At 63.9% G+C, this 21829-nt stretch carries 16 protein-coding genes and 3 tRNA genes; 10 read left to right on the forward strand and 9 right to left on the reverse strand.

All coding sequences use genetic code 11. The annotated features are described in order from the left end of the window. Positions 1-63: 63 nt before the first annotated feature. The 10 genes from dnaG (at position 64) to clpX (ending at position 8469) form a co-directional block, all read left to right on the forward strand. A complete protein-coding gene (dnaG, locus tag ACXR2T_RS04775; protein ID WP_458837764.1) occupies positions 64-1971 on the forward strand; it encodes a DNA primase in 1908 nt (635 codons plus the stop codon). A gap of 36 nt (positions 1972-2007) precedes the next feature. Further along, positions 2008-2856 carry an ABC transporter ATP-binding protein gene (locus ACXR2T_RS04780; protein ID WP_458812504.1) on the forward strand — a complete coding sequence of 283 codons (849 nt, stop codon included), beginning with the start codon at positions 2008-2010 and terminating at the stop codon, positions 2854-2856. A gap of 92 nt (positions 2857-2948) precedes the next feature. Then, a tRNA-Asn gene (locus ACXR2T_RS04785) sits at positions 2949-3021 on the forward strand. A 79-nt stretch (positions 3022-3100) separates the two neighbouring features. Further along, the gene (locus ACXR2T_RS04790; RefSeq protein ID WP_458837766.1) at positions 3101-3694 is read left to right on the forward strand and encodes a gamma carbonic anhydrase family protein; all 594 of its coding nucleotides are present in this window, start codon (positions 3101-3103) and stop codon (positions 3692-3694) included. 80 nt (positions 3695-3774) lie between these two features. Next, positions 3775-3848: transfer RNA gene (locus ACXR2T_RS04795), tRNA-Gly, on the forward strand. A 175-nt stretch (positions 3849-4023) separates the two neighbouring features. After that, positions 4024-4101: transfer RNA gene (locus ACXR2T_RS04800), tRNA-Pro, on the forward strand. A 57-nt stretch (positions 4102-4158) separates the two neighbouring features. After that, the gene (tig, locus tag ACXR2T_RS04805; protein WP_458837768.1) at positions 4159-5646 is read left to right on the forward strand and encodes a trigger factor; all 1488 of its coding nucleotides are present in this window, start codon (positions 4159-4161) and stop codon (positions 5644-5646) included. 94 nt (positions 5647-5740) lie between these two features. After that, positions 5741-6388 carry an ATP-dependent Clp protease proteolytic subunit gene (locus tag ACXR2T_RS04810; RefSeq protein ID WP_458837769.1) on the forward strand — a complete coding sequence of 216 codons (648 nt, stop codon included), beginning with the start codon at positions 5741-5743 and terminating at the stop codon, positions 6386-6388. Between the two features lie 23 nt (positions 6389-6411). Beyond that, positions 6412-7083, forward strand: a complete 672-nt coding sequence (locus ACXR2T_RS04815) for an ATP-dependent Clp protease proteolytic subunit (protein WP_458812516.1) — start codon at positions 6412-6414, stop codon at positions 7081-7083. Positions 7084-7194: 111 nt separating this feature from the next. Next, positions 7195-8469, forward strand: coding sequence for an ATP-dependent Clp protease ATP-binding subunit ClpX (gene clpX / locus ACXR2T_RS04820; RefSeq protein WP_458812519.1), 1275 nt, complete (start codon positions 7195-7197; stop codon positions 8467-8469). A 77-nt stretch (positions 8470-8546) separates the two neighbouring features. Here clpX and ACXR2T_RS04825 read toward each other — a convergent pair whose 3' ends face one another. The 9 genes from ACXR2T_RS04825 to ACXR2T_RS04865 form a co-directional block, all read right to left on the reverse strand. After that, the gene (locus tag ACXR2T_RS04825) at positions 8547-9458 is read right to left on the reverse strand and encodes a tyrosine-protein phosphatase (RefSeq protein ID WP_458837770.1); all 912 of its coding nucleotides are present in this window, start codon (positions 9456-9458) and stop codon (positions 8547-8549) included. Between the two features lie 714 nt (positions 9459-10172). Beyond that, positions 10173-12434, reverse strand: coding sequence for a hypothetical protein (locus tag ACXR2T_RS04830; protein WP_458837772.1), 2262 nt, complete (start codon positions 12432-12434; stop codon positions 10173-10175). 804 nt (positions 12435-13238) lie between these two features. Then, positions 13239-14198 carry a carbohydrate kinase family protein gene (locus ACXR2T_RS04835; protein WP_458837773.1) on the reverse strand — a complete coding sequence of 320 codons (960 nt, stop codon included), beginning with the start codon at positions 14196-14198 and terminating at the stop codon, positions 13239-13241. Further along, a complete protein-coding gene (locus tag ACXR2T_RS04840; protein WP_458837774.1) occupies positions 14186-14500 on the reverse strand; it encodes a Fe-S oxidoreductase in 315 nt (104 codons plus the stop codon). The genes ACXR2T_RS04835 and ACXR2T_RS04840 overlap by 13 nt, the downstream gene beginning before the upstream one ends. Before the next feature lie 3 nt (positions 14501-14503). Beyond that, positions 14504-17086 (reverse strand): valine--tRNA ligase, encoded by a 2583-nt coding sequence (valS, locus tag ACXR2T_RS04845; protein ID WP_458837776.1) that lies wholly within the window; start codon positions 17084-17086, stop codon positions 14504-14506. A 158-nt stretch (positions 17087-17244) separates the two neighbouring features. Next, positions 17245-17970 (reverse strand): glycine betaine ABC transporter substrate-binding protein, encoded by a 726-nt coding sequence (locus ACXR2T_RS04850; protein WP_458837778.1) that lies wholly within the window; start codon positions 17968-17970, stop codon positions 17245-17247. A gap of 104 nt (positions 17971-18074) precedes the next feature. Next, the gene (locus tag ACXR2T_RS04855) at positions 18075-18974 is read right to left on the reverse strand and encodes a glycine betaine ABC transporter substrate-binding protein (RefSeq protein WP_458837780.1); all 900 of its coding nucleotides are present in this window, start codon (positions 18972-18974) and stop codon (positions 18075-18077) included. Positions 18975-19004: 30 nt separating this feature from the next. Beyond that, positions 19005-19886, reverse strand: a complete 882-nt coding sequence (locus tag ACXR2T_RS04860) for an ABC transporter permease (protein WP_458812542.1) — start codon at positions 19884-19886, stop codon at positions 19005-19007. Next, positions 19886-21247, reverse strand: coding sequence for a quaternary amine ABC transporter ATP-binding protein (locus tag ACXR2T_RS04865; protein ID WP_458837782.1), 1362 nt, complete (start codon positions 21245-21247; stop codon positions 19886-19888). The genes ACXR2T_RS04860 and ACXR2T_RS04865 overlap by 1 nt, the downstream gene beginning before the upstream one ends. Between the last annotated feature and the right edge of the window lie 582 nt (positions 21248-21829).

The raw sequence follows: 21829 nt of genomic DNA on the forward strand, positions 1-21829 counted from the left end.
GGTAGCGGCGTCACTACGCCGGCTGGTCTCAAAGAAATCGTGCAGCGACTAGACTAGAGCGCTATGGCGGGACGGATTCGCGCGAGCGACATTGAAGAGGTGAAGCGTCGCGTAAACCTCGCCGATCTCGTGGGCGATCACGTGACGCTCAAGAACGCGGGCGTTGACTCGATGAAGGGGCTCTGCCCGTTTCATGACGAGCGCAGCCCCAGCTTTCACGTGCGCCCGGCGGCGGGCTATTATCACTGCTTTGGTTGCGGTGAGTCGGGCGACGCCATCACGTTCTTGCAGCGCACCGATCACCTCACTTTCACCGAAGCGGTCGAGCGGCTCGCGGCGCGCATTCACTTCGCCCTCACCTACGAAGAGGGTACGACGCGCCGCGAAGACGGGCCGAACCGTGCCCGGCTGCTCGCCGCGAACCAGGCAGCGGCAGCGTTCTTCGTCACACAACTCGCGGGCGAAGAGGCGCTCACGGCGCGCGAGTTTCTCGCGCAGCGGGGGTTTGATGCCGCCGCGTGCGAAATGTTTGGGGTGGGCTATGCGCCGCGCGGCTGGGACGGCATGTCGAACGCGCTGGCGCAGCAGGGGTACACGGCACCCGAGCTGATTCAGTCGGGGCTCGCCTCCGAGGGGCGCCGCGGCGCGTACGACAGATTTCGTGGCCGCATCGTGTGGCCGATTCGTGACACGAGCGGTCAGGTGCTCGGGTTTGGCGCGCGCAAACTGTATGACGACGACCAGGGCCCCAAATACCTCAACACGCCCGAGTCGCCGGTCTACCACAAATCGCAGGTGCTGTACGGGCTTGACCTCGCCAAGAAAGCGATTTCACGTGGCAAACGAGCAGTGATCGTCGAGGGCTACACCGATGTGATGGCTTGCCATCTTGCCGGTATTGACTCGGCGGTCGCCACGTGTGGCACCGCGTTTGGCAAAGACCACATCTCGGTGCTGCGTCGCATCATGGGCGACGACAGTGCAGGCGAGGTCATTTTCACGTTCGACCCCGACGAAGCGGGGCAGAAGGCCGCACTGCGGGCGTTCTCGGAAGAAAAGCGGTTCACCGCGCAAACCTACGTCGCGGTGGCGCCCGAAGGCCTTGACCCGAGTGATCTGAGGTTGCAGCGCGGCGATGAAGCCGTGCGCGACCTCTTCACCCAAAAGGTGCCGCTGTTCGAGTTCGCGCTCAGGCAGGCCGTGTCGCGTTTCGATCTCAACAGCGTCGAGGGGCGCGCGCTCGCCCTGCGCGAGGCTGCGCCAATCGTGGCCGAGATAAAGGACGCATCGCTGAAGCCGGGTTACGCCCGCGAGCTCGCCCGCATGTTGGGGCTCGAGCTCGCTGAGGTGGGGCAGGCGATTCGGCGCGCCGAGGGGGCAGCACGGCCGGGGCAGAGGCCGTCGCGCGGCCAATTTGACCAGCGTGACCCTTTCGACCAGCAGCCGCAGTTCGACGGGCCGACCCCCTACGGGGCCGAGGCCCCCCAGCCCCCCGCCCGCCGCATCAGCATGTCGATGCTGCGCCAGCAGCCCACGACCTGGCTCGAACGTGACGCGCTCATGGCGATGCTGCAGCAGCCCGCCGGCGTCGGCAGCGACCTGCTGCTGCAGGCCGCTACGGCGCAGGTTTTTGATCCGGATCTGGCCGTAGTGCGTGACGCGATTGGCGCTTCGCTCGCCGCGACAGGCGATTGCGGGCTTGAGCATGTTCTGAACGCCGCGCCCGAAACCCACCATGGGCTGATCCGGGAGCTGGCGATCGCGCCGATACCAGAGCGGCGAGCGAATCAGGTCGCCGTGTACGCACGCGACGTAGTGATTTCGCTGCTCGACCGCGACCTTGTGTCGCTGGGGCGCGAGCTGCGCGCGAGATTGCAGCGCATCCCAGACCCGGCGGACCCGGGCTCCAGACGCATCCAAGAGCAGCTCGTCGCGCTCGAAGCGGCCCGTCGCGGGCTGCGCGCCGAGTAGCCTAGGGCTGACTGTTACCGATCAAGGAGATTGTAGATGCCACACCCGGTTCCAGACGCTGATCCCAGCATTAGCGTCTCTGACCTGTCACTCGCATACCCGGCCCACGGGGGCGGTAGGGCGTTTCAGGCGCTGGAGGGGCTGAGTTTCGATGTGCGCCGCGGCGAGGTCGTCGCACTGCTGGGCGAGAGTGGTTCGGGCAAATCTACCCTCGCGAAATTTCTTGCGGGACGCGCCGAAGACGCTGGCGATAAATCGTCACGCATCAAACTGGTGGGCGGGTCTGCCACCGTGCTTGACATGCCCATGAAACGCCTCGGGCGGCGCAACCGTGCGAGGCTCACGGCCTACACCGGATTCCTGTCGCAGGAAGCGGGGGCGACGCTCACACCAGAGCTCAACGTGGGCGATATCTTGTTGGAACCCATCACCGAGCGCGCAAAGAACTTCGATCGCGACGCAGTGGGCGAGCAGATCGCCGAGATGATGGACATTGTTGCGATGCCGCTCGCGAAGCTGCAGGAGTATCCGTACGAGCTCTCGAAGGGTCAGCGGCAGCGCATCGCTGTCATTCGGGCACTCATGCTTGACCCGAAGCTACTCATCGCAGACGAACCAACGCTGGGGGTCGACGCGAACAACAGGCCAAAGATCGTCAACCTGCTGAAGTGGTACCGGGAGCGCACCGGCGCAACCATGCTGCTCATCAGCCACGACATTGGCATGCTCGAAGCGCTCGTGTCAGAAGTGATGGTGTTGCAGGAGGGCCAGCTCATCGGCCGAGGCGACATTAACGAGATCTTTCGGCACGCCGATCACGGCTACGTTCAGTTGCTTGCGCAGGCGCTGCGGGCAAACGCGTACGACGAAATTGCTGAGGAATAGCGGGCGGCTCGCCCGGGATCAGTGATGCGGGGCCCTCGATTTGCAAACGCTTTCGAGCCCGAGCTAATATAAATCTCGTTGCAACGCAATGATCTCCCGTAGCTCAGTTGGCAGAGCGCTTGACTGTTAATCAGGATGTCGCTGGTTCGAGCCCAGCCGGGGGAGCAACACAAGAATGGCCCTCACTTCGGTGAGGGCCTTTCGCTTTTCTGCGGAGTTCAGGATTGTTTGAGAAGGGGGTCTCATGGTGGAGAACTCAGTTGCTGAGCAGGCGAGCGACGAGCAGGGGAGCAGCGGAGAGTCTCGCGATCGGCACGGACTTGTTATCGCTGTGCCGCCCTACGGATCACCCCGCCTTCACGGGACGGTTTGGCTTGCGCCGGGGTCGGTCGTGGTCGGTGACGTAGAAGTCGGCGAAGGCAGCAGCGTTTGGTACAACGCGGTCGTGCGCGGCGACTCGGATGCGGTGCGCATTGGGGCGCGTACAAACCTGCAAGACGGTGTGGTCGTGCACACTCAAGCGGGCAACCCCGCGGTCATCGGTGACGACGTCTCGGTGGGGCACAGCGCGGTCGTGCACGGAGCACAAATCGAAAACGGGTGCCTGGTGGGCATGAACGCGACAGTGCTCAGCGGTGCGGTCGTCGGGGCCGGCTCCCTCGTGGCAGCGGGGGCACTCGTGCCACAGGGGATGCGCGTGCCGCCGGGGTCGCTCGTAGCTGGGGTGCCCGCACGTATCGTTCGTGAGTTGCGTCATGGTGATCGCGAAGCCGTCCGACTCAACGCCGAGCGCTACGCCGGCTACACCGCAGCCCACCGCGACGCGACACGCGGTTAGCATTGCCCGTGTGCAATCTCGCGCTCCATGTGCAGTATGATCGTTGAGGCGCAAGCGCCACCCGACCGCATCAGCGGTTCGGGGCTGTAGCTTAGTGGTAAAGCCCCAGTCTTCCAAACTGGTTATGCGGGTTCGATTCCCGTCAGCCCCTCCAAGTATTTCTCGGCAGAGCGCCGCTCCTATTTACTGGAGTCTTCAGCGTGTTGTGGCCCCTGGGGCCTGGCGCCACACGCGAGACGCACACGATATGCGCAAACGGTCTTCCTTCGGCTAGACTTGCTCGGGTTGCGCACTTCCGAGTGCCAACAACACCAGAAACCTACAGGTTTCGGGGCGTAGCTCAGCTTGGCTAGAGCGCCCGCTTTGGGAGCGGGAGGTCGCAGGTTCAAATCCTGTCGCCCCGACCAGGGTCATTTGGCCCGACTCAGGCATAATCCAAGATTTCAACCCGATGAGAGGCCAAATTGCCGAAGACGACTGCTGAGAAGCTCACCCCGACCCGCGCCAAGCTGAGCGTGGAGGTTACGCTCGACGAGCTCGAGCCGCACCTGAAGCAGGCCTACAAGACGATCTCCGAGCAGGTCTCGGTGCCCGGCTTCCGCAAGGGCAAGGTTCCCGCCCAGATCATCGATCAGCGCGTTGGCCGCGAGGCAGTGATCCAGGAAGCCGTGAACGCTTCGCTCGACACCTTCTTCCAGCAGGCACTCGCAGAGTCGGGGGAGCAGCCCATGGGGCGTCCCACCGCTGATGTTGCGCAGTGGATCGAAGCTAAGGATCCCGAGAGCACCCTCGTTCTCGTGTTCGAGGTTGAGGTGCGCCCCGAGTTCACTCTGCCCACCTACGACGGCATCAAGCTGACCGTTGACAACGCTGAGGTCGATGAGGCTGCCGTTGAGGCAGAAATGACCAAGCTGCGCGAGCGCTTCGGCACTCTCGTGACTGTTGATCGCCCCGCAGCGACCGGCGACTTCGTTGAGCTCGACCTCACCGCATCGATCGACGGCGAAGAAGTTGACCAGGCAAGCGGCATCTCGTACGAGGTGGGCGCAGGTAACCTGCTCGCAGGCACCGATGAGGCCATCGAGACGCTCACCGCCGGTGAGTCGACGACCTTCACGTCACAGCTGCTGGGTGGCGAGCACGAGGGCCGCGACGCAGAAGTTGCTGTGACGCTGACCGCTGTCAAGGAGCGCGAGCTTCCCGAGGCTGACGACGAGTTCGCACAGCTCGCAAGCGAGTTTGACACGATCGACGAGCTGCGCGAGAGCCTCAAGGAGCAGGCCGGCCGTGCGTCGGTCTTCGCCCAGGGTCAGCAGGCACGCGACCTCTTCACCGCTACGCTCATCGAGCAGGCCGGTATCCCGATCTCTGAGGAGCTCGTGGAAGAAGAAGTGCACCGTCACCTTGAGGGTGAGGGTCGTCTCGAGGACGACGAGCACCGTGCAGAGGTTCGTAAGCAGGCTGAAGAGCAGATCCAGCTGCAGCTGCTGCTCGACGCGCTCGTCGAGGCTGAAGAAGTGACCCCGACGCAGAACGAGCTGTCGCAGTACATTTTCCAGTCGGCGCAGCAGTACGGCATGGAGCCCACCCAGTTCCTCCAGGCGATCAGCCAGGGCAACCAGATGGGTGTCATCCTCGGCGAGGTTACCCGCAACAAGGCGCTGGCTATCGCGCTCGCAAAGGCTGAGGTAGTCGACCAGGCTGGCAACAAGGTCGATCTGACCGAGTTCACGGCTGTCGACAACGATCCCGTTGAGGACGACGCCGACGAAGATGCTGAGGCAGCTGCCGAAGCTCCGGTTGAGGCTCCGGCTGAAGAAGCACCCGCAGCAGATGCTGCAGCAGACGAGGAGGCCGCGAAGAAGGCCGCTCGTTCGGCAGCAGCCAAGAAGGCTGCAGCAACCCGCGCTGCCAAGAAGGCGGCCGCTGAGGCTGAGAAGGCTGCAGAGTAAGCATCTGCTTGACGCCGCAGTAGTTCGAGAATCCCTCGCCCCGGTATCGGGGCGGGGGATTCTCGCGTCAGCGGCGTGTGTGCCGACGGCGAACATGCCCGTTTCGGCCCGAAGAACTCGATACTCTCGTACCAGACGACAACGAATGGAGCGCCGAATGGCTGAACAGACACCACCGGTCAGCGTGTTTGAACGACTGCTCAAGGACCGGATCATTTGGCTCGGGTCAGAGGTTCGCGACGATAACGCGAACGAGATCTGTGCCAAGATCCTGCTCCTCGCGGCCGAGGACCCCGAGGCCGATATCTACCTGTACATCAACTCGCCCGGTGGCTCCATTACCGCTGGCATGGCGATCTACGACACGATGTCATTTGTGCCCAACGACATTGTTACCGTTGGTATCGGCATGGCCGCCTCGATGGGGCAGTTCCTGCTGACGGCAGGCACCAAGGGTAAGCGCTACATTACGCCGAACGCGCGCGTTCTGCTGCACCAGCCCCACGGTGGCTTTGGTGGCACGGCGAGCGATATTCAGACGCAGGCTCAGCTGATCACGTCGATGAAGAACCGCCTCGCACAGATCACGGCTGCTCAGACCGGCAAGACGGTCGAGCAGATCAACGAAGACGGCGACCGAGATCGTTGGTTTACGGCCGATGAGGCTCTCGCCTACGGTTTCGTTGACTTCATCCGCGACTCCGCTACCGACGTCATCGGCGGCGGCGGTACGAGCAAGTAGTCAGAACAGGAACAGAAGATTCTATGAACATGAACCACATGCCAAGTTCCGGCGGCTCGCAGCTGCAAATGCCCGGCTCGCGCTACGTGCTGCCCACGTTTGAGGAGCGCACAGCGTACGGATACAAGCGCCAGGATCCCTACGCGAAGCTTTTCGAGGACCGGATCATCTTCCTCGGTGTGCAGGTGGACGACGCCTCGGCCGACGATGTGATGGCACAGCTGCTCGTGCTGGAGAGCCAGGACCCTGAGCGCGACATCACTATGTACATCAACTCGCCCGGTGGGTCATTTACGGCGATGACGGCGATCTACGACACGATGCAGTACATTCGCCCACACGTGCAGACGGTGTGCCTCGGCCAGGCTGCCTCGGCCGCTGCCGTGCTGCTCGCGGGTGGTACGCCGGGCAAGCGCCTCGCGCTGCCGAACGCGCGCGTGCTGATCCACCAGCCTTCGACCGGGCAGGGTGGTCACGGCCAGGCCTCGGACATCGAGATTCAGGCGCGCGAGATTATGCGTATGCGGGAGTGGCTCGAGGAGACGCTTTCGAAGCACTCGAAGCGTACCCCCGAGCAGGTGCACACCGATATCGACCGCGATAAGATTCTCAGCGCCCAGGAGGCTCTCGAGTACGGTCTGGTCGACCAGGTGTTGACGAGCCGCAAGAACCCTCAGCCGGTTCTGGGAGAATAAGTCGATGGGCCCGGGAGCGTGCTCCCGGGCCCGCGGCGTGCCGTCTGGCTTTGTCGGCGGTGCGCGCTAGTGTCTTCAGTAGTTCTCGTTTGAGCGTAAAGGAGCCTCCGCATGGCGAAGATCGGCGAAAGCAGCGACCTGCTCAAGTGCTCCTTCTGCGGTAAGTCGCAGAAGCAAGTACAGCAGCTGATAGCCGGCCCGCAGATCTATATCTGTGACGAGTGTGTCGCGCTGTGCAACGAGATTATTGAAGAGCGGCTGACCGAGAATCAACCCGCTGAGCCCTCTGACTTCACTCTGCATAAGCCCCGCGAGATTTCTGACTTCCTCGACGATTATGTTGTGGGTCAGGAGCGGGCCAAACAGTCGCTCGCGGTAGCGGTTTATAACCACTACAAGCGCGTGCGTGCGCTTTCGACCCTGACGAGCGCTGAGAGTGCCGCGGAACAGGTCGAAATCGCGAAGTCGAATATTCTGATGATCGGCCCGACCGGCTGTGGCAAGACCTACCTCGCGCAGTCCCTTGCTCGCCAACTGGGCGTACCTTTCGCGGTAGCAGATGCGACTGCCCTAACTGAAGCGGGCTACGTCGGCGAAGACGTAGAGAATATCCTGCTGAAGCTGCTGCAGGCGGCAGACTTCGATGTGCAGCGGGCTGAGACGGGCATCATCTACATCGACGAGATCGATAAGATCACTCGCAAAGCCGAGAACCCCTCGATTACGCGTGACGTGTCGGGTGAGGGCGTGCAGCAGGCCCTGTTGAAGATACTTGAGGGCACGGTCGCATCGATCCCCCCTCAAGGTGGGCGTAAGCACCCCAATCAAGAGTTTCTGCAGCTGGACACAACCAACGTATTGTTCATCGTCGCGGGCGCGTTTTCTGGCCTCGAAGAGATTATCGGCTCGCGCTTGGGGCAGGGCGGTATCGGGTTTGGTGCGACGGTCGCCAGCAAGCGTGACAGCGACCGGCTCTTCTCACAGGTGCAGCCTGAGGACCTTCATAAGTACGGGCTGATTCCCGAGTTCATTGGGCGGTTGCCCGTGATCGCGACGGTGGACCCGCTCGATGTGTCGGCACTGTGTGAGATTTTGACGGAGCCTAAGAACGCGCTCGTGAAGCAGTACCAGCGCATGTTCGAGCTTGACGGCGTCAGCCTTGAATTCGAGCCCGAGGCGCTGCAGGCGATCGCCGAGCTCGCGGTGGCACGCAAGACCGGAGCACGCGGTCTACGCGCGATCCTCGAGAACCTACTTGGTCCGGTGATGTTCGAGGTGCCCTCCAGCGACACCGTGACGAAGGTCATCGTGACGCGGGAGTCAGTGTTGGGCGAAGCGGCCCCGCGGGTGATCGAGTCGCATCAGCTGGGGCGCGAGAGCGCCTAACTAGCGAACACCTAGAATTAGCGCGCCCCGGTTCGCCGCAACACAGCGGTGAACCGGGGCATGTTTGTGTGATCGCGTCAAACGGTGAGCTTTTCACGCAGCTGAGTCACGGTCTCATCGGAAAGACCGAGGCCGTCGGTCAGGTAGCCATCGATGTCGCCGAATTCGTCGTGTACGGCGTCGAGGCTGGCTTGCAGGAATTCGGATTGCACTCCCAGCAGCACCCCGATGGCTTCGGCTGCCTCAGGGCCACGCGATTCAACGACCTTTTCTTTGGTGGCTGCGACTCGCTCAGCGGAGTATGCATTGGTGGCCAAGTAGTTGTCCATGACATCGGCTTCTTCGGCGCCAGCGGCGAGTTGGAGAAGGGCGCTTGTCCAACCGGCACGGTCTTTGCCTGCGGTACAGTGAAACAGCACGGGCCCCTCGGTCTCGGCGATGGTGGTGAGAACTTCACCAAACCGGGCACGTTGACCTGCGTCTCGCACAAAGCCGTTGTTGACATCGATCAGTTTCTGGGCTGCGTCTTCTGGCGTGCTTACTGCAAAATCAGCGTTGGGGTTGGCTGCGGTAGTGCTGCCGCCCAAGATATCGATGTTCACATACTTGGTGCCTTCAGGAACCCGGTCGGGCTGCTTCGTGATTTCCTCGGGGGTGCGCAGGTCGATGATTGTGTCGATGTCGAGGTCGCTCAAGGTAGCAAGATCGCTATCGTCGACGTCTAAGGCGTTAGAGCGGTACGCTACGCCAGAAGCGAGGTACCCGCCGGGTACTCCGAGCGCGGTGTCGGTGCCGGCAACGTCACGAAAGTTGTCGGCGGTTTTGAGGCGGGGCGTGGTGACTGACACCTCGCCGATGTCAGCGGCGCCTGCTGGTGCACTCATGGCGGACGGTGCCGCCGCTTGTTGACAGCCCGTCAGGGTGATCGCTGCAAGGACTGACGCGGCGATGATGGAACTGCGAACGGTGGTGCGAATCGACTGCGGCATGTTGCCCTCTCTCGGATTGTCTAAGACCTGATTAGTCTGTCCAAGTGAGATGTCGCGCTCGCGACTTTAAGGCGGACGTCGGGTGCGTGGCGCGTGAACGTGATGCGAAGCTTCGTGCATGCTCGTGGGGCCTGTTGTGAAGGGGAGCGATGGCGTGAACGCGCGCCGCGTGGTGCGATTTGCATCGTCGTTCTGCAGGATCAGCCCAGAGGCTATCCCACGCTGCAAGGCGGCTCGGCAATGCCCGGGTTCGGCATTCTGTGTAGGGGGAGTCGGAACCATGATGTGCCAGCGTCTCTTGCCTCGGGCGGATGAGCGCACGGGGCTTGCGAGCCTCTGTAGCCAAAGCTTGAGCCTTGAACCTGGACTCTGCAAGTCGTAAGCTCCTATGCCGGCTCGGGCGCCTGTGTCTGCTCGTGTCTGCTCGTGTCTGCTCGTGTCTGCTGGTGTCTGCTGGTGTCTGCTGGTGCCTGCTGGTGTCTGCTCGTGCCTGATTGGATAGCTCGTTGTTGCCCGCCCGCGCCTATGCGTACCCGTTGGCTTGTGCGTAGGCCCGCTGGTCGGCTGGTTTGAAGCGCCGCGCTCTCGCGGCGCCGAGTTGCATCCCGTAGGTGAGGGGAAGTGGTGTCGCGAGCTCGGTCTGGGTGAGCTCGAAGGTGGGTGCTGCCGCTCGGGCCGCGGCTGCCCCTGCGGATGCTCCTGCTGCGCCTGTTCCTACGCCTGCCGCCCCTGCCCCTGCCGCGGCGAGGTCGGGTCGCCTGGTCGCGCCCGGTGGTGATTGTGGTGACCGGGTGACTGATGGGGGTGGGTTTTCGAGGATGATGGGCGGAGTTGTCCCCTCGGTGTCTGGTGGTGGATGGAGCATGAAGGGGCCGCGCCCGTCGCGGGTGATCTTCCATCCGTAGTTATGGAGCTGCAAATGGTGCGCTTTACAGAGAGCGATCCCTCGATCGATGTCGGTGCGGCCCTGGTCGGAGTGCCAGTGGTCAATATGGTGCGCTTCACAGTAGGAAGAGGGCCGGTCACAGCCCGGCCAGCGACACCCGCCATCACGGGTGGCGAGGGCGATGCGTTGGGACCCGTTGTAGAGCCGTTGTTCGCGCCCCACGTCGAGGGGGTTGTAGTCTTCGTCGACCGTGACGTACACGACACCGGCGTTGCAGCGCTGCCGCGCGACAACCGCGTCAGAAGTGATGGTGAGGCCGTCTTCGTACCAGGCGACCACCCCGATCGGATCCGCTGGAGCCGCCGGAGCTGCGGGAGTCTTGCCGCGGGCCGCCTGCCGGGCCGCTTTCTTCGCGGCCTTCGCGGCTTCCGCGGCCGCTTCAGCGGCGCGGCCGCTTCAGCGGCGCGGGCCTCAGCCTGCTCGGCGAGGTATGCTTCACGGTTCACGACCTGCACCACCCGCACCCCCACCTGCCGGGTACCAAACACGGTCTTCTGATCAGCGACCGCGCCCGACTGGAGCAGGTCGATGAGGAGGTCGTGTGAGATTTGTTCGTGGCTGCGCTGGTCTTGCACGAGTTCTTCGCCCGCGGCCTGCTCGTCGGGGTCGATGAAGCGGGGCCCGCCCCGGCGGGGGCGCAGCGCGCTCGCAAAGATCGTCTGAATCCACGCCCCCGCGTCATCGTCACAGGTGAGGCGGGCATGGAACTGCCCCTTCTGATCCGTCCACCACCTGAACGAGCGCGCCTCGTACCGTTGGTTACGGCGCAGGGTGGCCCCGTCGGGGTCGAGGAGATCACGAATCGCTCGCGCCTGCCGGCGTAGCTCTTCCACCCGGGTGTGCTGGGCCGCCCCGATCAGGTCGAGCCCGGCCTGCCACCACAACACCAGCAGGGCCGCTTCACATCGGCCCCCACACGAGCCCGCGTCAAAGAAACCCGCACTCGTGGTGAGAAAAGCGCTGGTAGAACCGTTGGCAGTGCCATCGGTAGTGCCGCCGGCGGGATTCTCGGTAGTGCCGTCGGCGGGATTGCCGGCAGTCCTGTTTTGGGGGTGGGAAGTGTGGAGGGCCGCGTAGGCGGCCGTGTGGAACGCACACGCTGGCGCTACCGCAGCCGCCGCGGCGGCAGATGTAGTGCTGCTTGCTGCAGCGTTTGCCACGGCGCCTGTCGTAGCACCCGTGGCGCCTGTGGGGGCGTCTGCAGTGTGGGTGTCTGGTTCGGGGGCGCGCGGCGGCGCACCGAGGCCCTGCCTGATCGCATCGTTTTGCGGGTCGGTGAGGAGATCACGCGACACAGCCCGGTCAAGCACCGTATGCCACGGCACCGCCAACACCAGCACCGCTTCTGCCGCCGCTCTTTCGGCGGCCGCCGCCGCGGCTGCTTCAGCGTCAACACCGGACGCACCCGCATCGCCATCAGCACCATCGCTGTCACTGTCGCCGTCGCTGCCGTTTGCTTCGCGGGCGAGCCTCGCCAATTCTTCACGCTGTACACGGGCTTCTCGCTCCGCGGTCTCACCAGCGAGCATGCTCTGACCCACCCGCACTTTGCGAGACATTTCACCCCACGAACTCCCCGTGAGGTACTGCATCATCTCAACACTCGTTTTAAAACCACTCGCCTGCGCCACCCCGGGCCGCCCGCCCCGCTTCACCGACCGCGCACCCACCGCCCCCGCACTGAGTGCCTCGAGCTCTGCACATCGACGCATCACCTGCGCCACGATCTTCACGAAATCGATGACACCCTCGTCGGTGAGCTCGTTCACGACCGCACGGGCGTCGGAGCCGGGGCAGTCAGCTGGGAACAGGGCCTGCACGTGCGCCACGAGCTGCACGATCTCGTCACACTTCGCCTGCATCCCCAGCCCGCCCGCGGTGGCACCACCGAGCCCGCCCGCAGTAGCACTCGTAGCCGGAGCACCGTCTGTGGCGGGGTCGTTCGCGCCCGCCCCAGTGCCAGCGCCCTCGCCCTCAGTGAAGAGGCCCGCGAGGGGTTCTTCGTGCTGTGGTGAGGGTTTGGCTTCCATACCCTATTGTTTCACGGATCGTAGATTTATTCGAGTGAAGTTATCCACAGATTTGGCGTAATCACGCCAATTTTCGGTCGAAACAGGGGGCTGTGGACGACTCGACCTGATGTGCGTCGGAAGGCGGGCAGCGGCCGATCTGGGAGTGGAATGGGTACTGCGACTCCTTCGTCGCGCAGCATGACCATAGGGGGTGGCAGCATGACCATAGGGGGTGCACTCGCACCGCGTGGCCATAGGGGGCGTGCTCGCGCAGTGTGGCGAAGGGCGGGGCTTGTGTGGTGTAACGAAAGGAAGCGTGTCCACTTGAGTCCGAGGTGCTGATGCCAAGAGGGGCCTTCTTTTGCTACGGGCTCTGGGCCTGAGCGAGCAAATCAGGGATCAGCTCTTGGGGCTCATTTCGGTGGGCGTATTGGCCTCTGGTGAGCGTCTGCCATCAGTGAGGCAACTTGCGTCAGACTTAGTGTTGCTCCCGGCACCGTCGAGAAGGCGTACAAGGCGCTAGAGGAGGAGGGCTTACTCGTGACGCGGGTGGGCGCTGGCACCCGGGTGAATAGTGAGATTCAACCTTTGCCCACAGGTGTGCTCGAAGCCGCCCTCCACCTGACCGCAACCAGTAGAAGCGCAGGCATCAGCCGTGACCCTTCGAGGGCGAGAGCGCCGAAGGGTGAAGACTGGATTCTGCGACTCCTTCGTCGCGCAGAATGACGGGGTGGGGTTGCGCAGAATGACGGGGTGGGGTTGCGCAGAATGACGGGGTGGGGTTGCGCAGAATGACGGGTGAGGTTGCGCAGAATGACCAGGCTAATCGGCGTCGAGCTGTGCGCGGTGCGGTGGATTCGCGCCCGCCTGTGACACCGCAATCGCGGCAGCGCGCGAAGCGCGATCCATCACAGCGTCCAGGTGTGATGTCAGCCCTGCAACGCCGAGCTCGAGCGCGCTTGAAATGAGCGCAGCCATGAACGAATCGCCAGCGCTAATCGTATCGACGACGCGGGTCGCCGCTGTGGGAACCTCGATGCGCTGAGTCTTTGTCACTGCGAGGGCGCCAGCGGCCCCCAGCGTTACGACGACCACGTCGGCACCGAGCGCAAGGATTTGCCTCGCAGCAGACTCAGGAGAGAGGCCAGGGTAGAGCCACTCGGCGTCTTCGTCGCTGAGCTTGACGATCTGTGCGCGGCGCGCCGCACGCTCGAAGCGTTCAAGCGCGGTCTCGTGCGGGGGCATCAGCGTTGGTCTGACGTTGGGATCAAGCGTCACGACAACGTCACCGGGTAGCGCCTCGAGGTAGTGAACTACATCGGCTCCGCCAGGCTCAAGGAACAGCGCGATCGATCCGGTGTGCACGAGCGCGTAGTCGAGAGTGCTGCTCGCCACAGCGCCATGTTCGGCCACCACCGTAGCGGCGTCGAACCGCCAGTCAATGTCGAACTCATAGCGGGCCGCGCCCGCGGCGTCGATGATGGCGCGCGCGGTCGATGTGCGGGCAGCTTGGAAAGATCCGGCACTACATTGCACACCCTCGCGAGTGAGGGCGTCACGGATCCGGGCGCCGCGCGCATCTGCCCCCAGGTGGGTGGCGAGCAGCGCCGGGTGGCCGAGGCGCGCGAGCCCCATCGCGACGTTGGCCGGGCTGCCGCCGACGTACTCTAGGGGAGCGGCGTCAGAGGCCTCATGCTCGGCAATGTCGATGAGCGCCTCACCAATCACGAGCGCGAATGGGCCCCGCGCGGCAGGCGCCACCTCCGCCACTAGCTCAGCCAATCGTCGTCATCGTCGTCTGGGACGCCGCTCACTGTCGAAGCGTCAGCTGCTGCTCCGGATCCAGGTGCAGACCCACCCGTGGTAAGCGACTGCACGGCTTCGACGGTTACGGCGCCCGCCGCATCGAGGCCCACCGTGACCGCATCGTCTAGCGTGCACCGCGGGCGCCCCTCGAGAAAGGTGAGCGTCCACGCGGAGGCCGCGGGATAGGCGGCCTCCTGCTCGGCGATGGCCGAGTACAGCACCGGGGGCACGCCGCGGTGCGGTGCATCACCTGCGCGCCAACGCGCCCCCAGCTGCACGGTCTAGCCCTCTGCCTGCTCGAGCTGAATCTCGGCGACCGTGACGTGATCAACGTCGGCCACCTCGATGCGCAGCTCGGTGATGCGGCCGACAGCCGAAAGATCGCCGGCCGCGAGAGCGAGCCGATCGCGATCAGCGGCGGGCACCTGCACGACGGCGAGCGTGACCTGGGTGCGCTGCGACGCCTTCGCGTCAGTCTTTGCGCCGCGCACACGAATCAGCGCGCCGCCCACGAGGTCGAGCAGGCCAGCGTCTGCGCCATCACCGGCGAGGTCTGCCGCTTCAGACGCGACGGGCCAGGCTGCCTGGTGCACCGAACCCTCATTGAACCACGACCACACCTCTTCGGTCGCGTAGGGGAGGAACGGTGCAAACAGGCGCGCGAATACGCCAAGCGCGGTGCGCAGGGCCGTAACGGCGGAGGCCTGATCTTGCCCGGTCGCGTTGTGCGCGCGTTCCTTGACGAGCTCGAGGTAGTCGTCACAGAACGTCCAGAAGAACGACTCCGTGAGCTCGAGCGCCTTGGCGTGATCGTAGTTCTCGAACGCGCGGGTCGCGTTCTCAATCACGGTCGCGAGGCTCGCGAGCATGGACCGGTCGATCGCCTCGGTGACTGATCCGGCGCCCGAAGCGTCAAAGCTCAGCGTGAACTTCGCCGCGTTGAGCAGCTTGATCGCGAGGCGACGGCCGATCTTGATCTGCGTGGGATTCTGCGGATCGAACGAAGCGTCGGTGCCGAGCTTCGCGGACGAAGCCCAGTAGCGCACGGCGTCAGAACCGTGCTGCGCGAGCATGCCCGCGGGCGTGACGACGTTGCCCTTCGACTTCGACATCTTCTTGCGGTCGGGGTCAAGGATCCAGCCCGAGATGCCCGCGTTCTTCCACGGCAGCTGGCCGCACTCGAGCTCCGAACGCAAGAGCGTCGAGAACAGCCAGGTACGGATGATGTCTTGGCCCTGCGGGCGCAGGCTGTAGGGGTAGACCTGTGCGAACAGCTCGGGGTCGCGCTCCCAGCCGCCCGCGAGCTGCGGGGTGAGCGAAGAAGTCGCCCAGGTGTCCATGACGTCGACCTCGCCCTGGAAACCGCCAGCCTTGCCGCGCTGCTCCTCGGTGTAACCCGCGGGCACATCGCTCGAAGGATCGACGGGCAGCTGGTCGACGGCGGGAATGATCGGCTGGTCGAAGACGGGGTTGCCGTCGGCGTCGAGCGGGTACCAGACGGGAATCGGCACACCGAAGAAGCGCTGGCGCGAGATCAGCCAGTCACCCGAGAGCCCCTCGACCCAGTTCTCGTAGCGCACGCGCATGAAGTCGGGGTGCCAGTCGAGCTCGCGGCCGTGCGCGAGCAGCCGCTCGCGCACGCCCTCGTCGTGCGCGCCGTTCTTGATGTACCACTGACGCGTCGACACGATCTCGAGGGGCTTGTCGCCCTTCTCGAAGAACTTGACGGGATGCGTGATCTTGCGAATGTCGCCCACGAGCTCGCCCGACTCGGTGAGCTTATCGACCACGATCTGCTTCGCACTAAACACGGTCTTGCCAGCGATTTCGGCGAAGGCGGCCTGGCCAGCCTCGCTCGTAATCGCCTCGGGGGCCTCAGAGATGATGCGGCCGTCGAAACCGAGAATCGCGCGGTTGGGCAGCTGCAGCTCGCGCCACCACACCACGTCGGTGACGTCACCGAACGTACAAATCATGGCGATGCCCGTGCCCTTGTCCTTCTGCGCCAGGTGGTGCGCCATGATGGGCACCTCGACGTCGAAGAGCGGCGTGCGCACCGTCGTGCCAAAGAGTGGCTGGAAGCGCTCGTCATCGGGGTGTGCCACGAGCGCGACACAGGCCGCCAGCAGTTCGGGGCGTGTTGTATCGATCAGAATGTCACCGCCACCGTCGGTGCGGTGGAAGGCAAGCTGGTGGTAGGCGCTCGGCTGCTCGCGATCCTCAAGCTCGGCCTGTGCGACGGCGGTGCGGAACGTGACGTCCCACAGGGTAGGAGCCTGCGCCTGGTAGGCCTCGCCACGCTCGACGTTGCGAATGAACGCGAGCTGTGAGGCGCGCAGCGAGTCCTGGCCGATGGTGCGGTAGGTCTGCGCCCAGTCCACCGACAGGCCGAGGGTGCGCCAGAGGTCTTCGAACTGCTTCTCGTCTTCGATCGTCAGCTTCTCGCACAGCTCAATGAAGTTGCGACGCGAGATGGGCTGCTGGTCGGCGGCCTTGATGCTCTTGCCGGTGCCGCCGTCGTGCGGGGGCACGAAACCATCGACGTAGGGGAGCGTCGGGTCGCAGCGCACGCCATAGTAATTCTGCACGCGACGCTCGGTGGGCAGGCCGTTGTCGTCCCACCCCATCGGGTAGAAGACGCGCTTGCCCTGCATGCGCTGATAGCGGGCCACGGTGTCGGTGTGCGTGTACGAGAAGACGTGACCGACGTGCAGTGATCCTGAGGCGGTGGGCGGGGGCGTGTCGATGCTGTACACCTCGCCTGCGCCGTTGCGGTCAAACGCGTAGGTACCGGCTTCGTCCCAGACGGTGCCCCACTTCTCCTCGAGGCCTTCGAGTTTCGGCTTGTCGGGGATCGCGCTCATGCGTGCTGCTCCGGTCTCGACGTGTAGTCGGTTCGATGTAGGCGGCACCGTGTCGTCGGCATGCAGGGCCGGGGTGCCTAATGGTCAACCCCACTAGTCTACCGTCCCCGCGTGCTACACAGCTGGTGTGGCACGCGGGGACGGTGAGGCCACAAGGCCTACTGGGTGAGCTGCTTCATAAACTCGGGGTTCTTCTCGGCCCACGCAGCGACGCCCACCGCGGGTTTTTCGTCAGCGTGCGTCACAAAGACCTCGTGTTCGAGCTCGGTCAGCTCTTCTGGCGTCATGCTGAACGCGCGTAACCACTCGGCAACCTCGGGTTCGCGCTCGGGCAGCTCGGTGCTCGAGAACACGTGCTCAGACTCGGTCTCACCGAGCAGGCCCTCGGGGTCCTCGAGATTCTTGATCGGATATTCGCGGTACGCCCAGTGCGGCTCCCACAGCGAGACCGCAATGTTCTCGCCCGCATTCGTCGCGCCCTCCAGCGCCGCGAGCATGGCCGCGGTCGAAGAGGTTACAAAGTCCATTCCCTCAAGACCGTAACCCGGAATGACCGTCTCATCCATAAGGATCGTCTGGCCCGCGCCCGGCTCGATGCCCACGATCTTATTGTCAAACTCATCGGCGTGCTCAGCAAGCTGCGCAAGCGAGTCGATCGGGGCGTCTTCGTTGACCGCGACGGTGATCTGCACCTGGTCATACCAAGCCCCGAGGTCGACGAGATTGTCGCCATACTCGTCTACGAATGACTTGTGAATTTCGGGCAGGGTGACCTGGGTCGCAAAATCGTAGCTGCCATCGGCCAATCCAATGAACACCGGGCTCAAGTCTGCCGCGTCGATGGTGACGTCGTACCCTTTTCGTTTCCCGCGCCACAGGCGCATTGCGTTTCTACGGCGAAGGGCGCCTTCCGCGAGCATGGCTACGCGGGAGGCGCCCTTCCTTGCCGCGCAGGTGCGCGGCAGCATATTCGTTGGTCTCGTGCGAACTACTTCGTCAGCGAGTCCACGTAGTCCTGGTTCTGCGAGATCCAGTCTGCGATGATCGGCTCGTAGTCGTCGCCGTCGTACTCGTTGAACATCATGTTCTCGAGCGAGTGCAGCTGGTCAGAGCTCATCTTGAAGTTCGAGATCCACTCGGCGACCTCGGGGAAGTCCTCCTTGAAGGTCTTACTGCCGTACGAGTAGAGGCTTTCTGCCTCGCCGAGCGCGCCCTTCGGGTCCTCGAGATCCTTGATGTCGTACGCATCGTAAGCCCAGTGCGGGCGCCACAGCGTCACGGCGATGTTGTCGCCCTTCGACATGGCCGAGTCAAGCTCGGTCAGCATTGCCGGGGTTGACGAGATGATGTAGTCCATCTTCTCGAGACCGTACTCAGGGATCACGGCGTTCTCAGTGGTCTCGGTGAGACCGGCACCCGCTTCGATGCCCACGAGCTTGTTGTCGAACAGGTCGGCATTCTCTGCCAGTTCGTCGAGTGAGTCGATCGGGGCGTCAGCGTTGACCGCGATGGTCAGCTTCGCCTCGTCGTTCCAGGCGCCCAGTTCGACGATGTCGTCACCGTACTTTTCGAGGTAGCTCGCGTGGGTGAGCGGCAGCCATACATCAAGCACCGTGTCGTAGGCGCCGTCGGCGAGCCCCTGGAACACGGGGCCGGGGTCTGCCGCTTCGATCTTGACGTCGTAGCCCTGCTCCTCGAGCACGGTCTTCCACAGGTGCGTTACCGCGATATCTTCGTCCCAGTTGAACATACCAATGGTGACGGTGCCCTTGTCGTCACCGCCGGCCTTGCTGTCAGAGTCGCCCGAGTCGCCCGCCGAGCAGCCCGTCAGCGCGAGCGCCGCGGCGGCGCCGAGTGCGATTGCTCCGGTGAGAAAACGCTTCTTCATGGTGTTCCTTTCGTATCCGAATCGCAGCGGTTACGCTGCGACCGGCTCGTTTTGGGTACTGGAAGTAGTGGGGGCTTTACGCTTCTTTTTGCGTGTGCCGAGTGCGCCGGTGGTGCGGTCGAGAATCATGGCGAGAATCACGACAGAGACGCCGGCTTCAAAGCCGAGCCCAATGTCGATGCGGTTGAGGGCCTTGACGACCTCACCGCCGAGCCCGCCCGCGCCAACCATGCCGGCGATGACGACCATTGACAGCGACAGCATGATCACCTGGTTGACGCCCGCCATAATCGAGGGCATCGCAAGCGGCAGCTGAATCTGGCGCAGAATGCGGCCGGGGGTCGAACCAAACGCGTAGCCCGCTTCAACGACCTCGCTATCAACGCCGCGAATACCCAGCTCGGTCAGGCGCACACCGGGGGCGAGCGCAAACACGATCGTGGCGACGATGCCGGGCACAACACCCACGCTAAAGAACATGAGCGCAGGAATCAGGTACACAAACGCCGGCATCGTCTGCAAGAAGTCGAGAATCGGTCGAATCACCTTCGATGCCGAGTCATTGCGGGCGGCGAGAATACCAAGTGGAATCGCAATCAGTAGCGCGATCACGCTCGCGAGAATCACGAGCGCGAGCGTGCTCATCGCCTCGTCCCACTGGTCAACGCCCACGATCACGAGCAGGCCGATCGTGGTGCCGAGCGCGAGCTTCCAGCCCTTTGCAAGCCACGCGATGGCCGCGAGCACGATGATGATCGCCCAGAACGGGGGAGTCGCAAACACGAAGTCGAGGCCGGCGTATGCCGAGTTCAACACCGAGCGAATCACCGTGAATAGACCGTCGGCCGAGCTCGTCAGCCAGTCGACGACGGCGTTCGCGCCGTCGCCCAGGGGAAGTCTGAAGTCAGTCATTACTGTGCCACCTCACTCGTTGCAGCCGGGCCGGGCGTCGCGTCGCCGAGCGGCTGCCCGGGGTGTGTTTGCGCGAGCGTCTCGGTGATCACCGCCTTCGGTACATCGGGCGTCGGTTCAATAATGGGAATCTCCGTGGTGACTGCGGGCACGTTCGTGAGCGACGCGAGCAGCGTCACGCGCGGCACGACGCCAATGAGTCGGTCTTGGTCGTCGACGACTGCCACGGGCAGGGGGCTCTCGACCGCGAGCTCAAAGAGGTCGGCAATGTACTGGTCGCGGCCCACGATTGAGGGCGTGGGGCGCAGCTTCTCGGTGAGATCGGTGCCGCCCTCGCGCACCTCCCGCAGCATGTCTTTGTCGCGCACGACACCGAGCAGCTTGCGGCTGCCCGTGGTCACGAAGCAGGCCGAGGTTTGCAGGTCGCGCATCATGCGCAGCGCGGCGCGGGGGCCAGCGGTCGCGGGCACGACAGCGCGCGGTGGCTCCATGACGTCACCCGCGGTGAGCACGCGTGCGCGGTCGACATCTTGCACGAACTGCGCCACATAGTCATTCGCCGGGTCGGTGAGAATGTCATTGGGGGTGCCGACCTGCACGATCCGGCCGTCGCGCATGACCGCGATCCGGTCGCCGAGAAACATCGCCTCGTTGAGGTCGTGCGTAATGAACACGATCGTCTTGCCGAGTTCCTGCTGCAGCTCGACGAGCTGCTCTTGCATCTCGCGCCGGATCAGTGGGTCGAGCGCCGAGAACGCTTCGTCCATGAGTAGGATCTCGGTGTCCGCGGCGAACGCGCGGGCGAGGCCGACGCGCTGCTGCATGCCGCCCGAGAGTTCGCCCGGGAGGTGATCTTCCCAGCCTGCGAGGCCGACGCGCTCGAGCCAGTGCTGTGCCCGCTCGCGGCGTTCTGAGAGGCCGACGCCCTGGATCTCGAGGCCGTATGCGGCATTGTCGAGCACGGTGCGGTGGGGAAGCAGAGCGAAGTGCTGAAACACCATTGAGAGCCGGTCGCGGCGTACCGCGCGCAGTTCTGCCGCGTTCATGCCTACGATCTCGTGCCCAAACACCGAGATGGAGCCGCCGGTGGTTTCGCCGAGGCCGTTGAGCATGCGAATGAGTGTCGACTTGCCCGAGCCTGAAAGGCCCATGACCACGAAGATCTCGCCGGGTTGCACGCTGAAGCTTGCGTCGATCACCGCGGCGGTGCCGAGCTGCTTGACGTCTTCGCGTGAGGCGCCCGCGCGCAGGCGCTTGACGGCCTCTTTCGCGCGGCGGCCGAAGACCTTATATGCCCCGGTCACCTCAATCGCGGGCGAATCGGGCGCATGGGATGCGCTCTTGGGTGATGTGTTGGTCACGATAGTGATCTCCTGCGCGGCACTTGCCGCGGTTTCTAAATGGTTGATGGGTACGCCAAATTCGCGCTCGCCAGGCAGACGTGCGCGGCGTACGGCGCAGGCTTCTCAAAAAACCTGAATCTGTATTGCGGGGCAAAAGGTGTTCGCTGACCGGGGGGGTCACACGCGGGTCGCCGGCTCTCGACGATTCGGCCCGCGGACGAGTGGCATGAATCACACCCTTCGCACACAACGCTGTCTTCGACGCTAACAACGCTTGTTGCCGGGGCGCAAGGGGTGCTGGGCTGTTCGGGCGCGCGTAGCACACTCACTTGGGGCTGTGATCAGGTATTTTCATACTCGTTGATCGTTACCCCGTTGTTACATTGAAGCGGTCGATTGCAGCACTGGTAGACTGCACGCATACGACTTTGATCCGGCAATCACCGGGGAGTTTCTGGCAGAACAGTGAGCGAGGCATACGCCCCGCTCACTCAGTAGATTCAGACGGTCACGGCCCGTTATCGCCGAATGAAGTGGTGAGTGTTGCGGCCGCGAAAGCGGCGGCGGCACTGCAAGCGGGGTGGTACCGCGGGTGATGCG

This window comes from Leucobacter faecis (genome assembly GCF_054456635.2).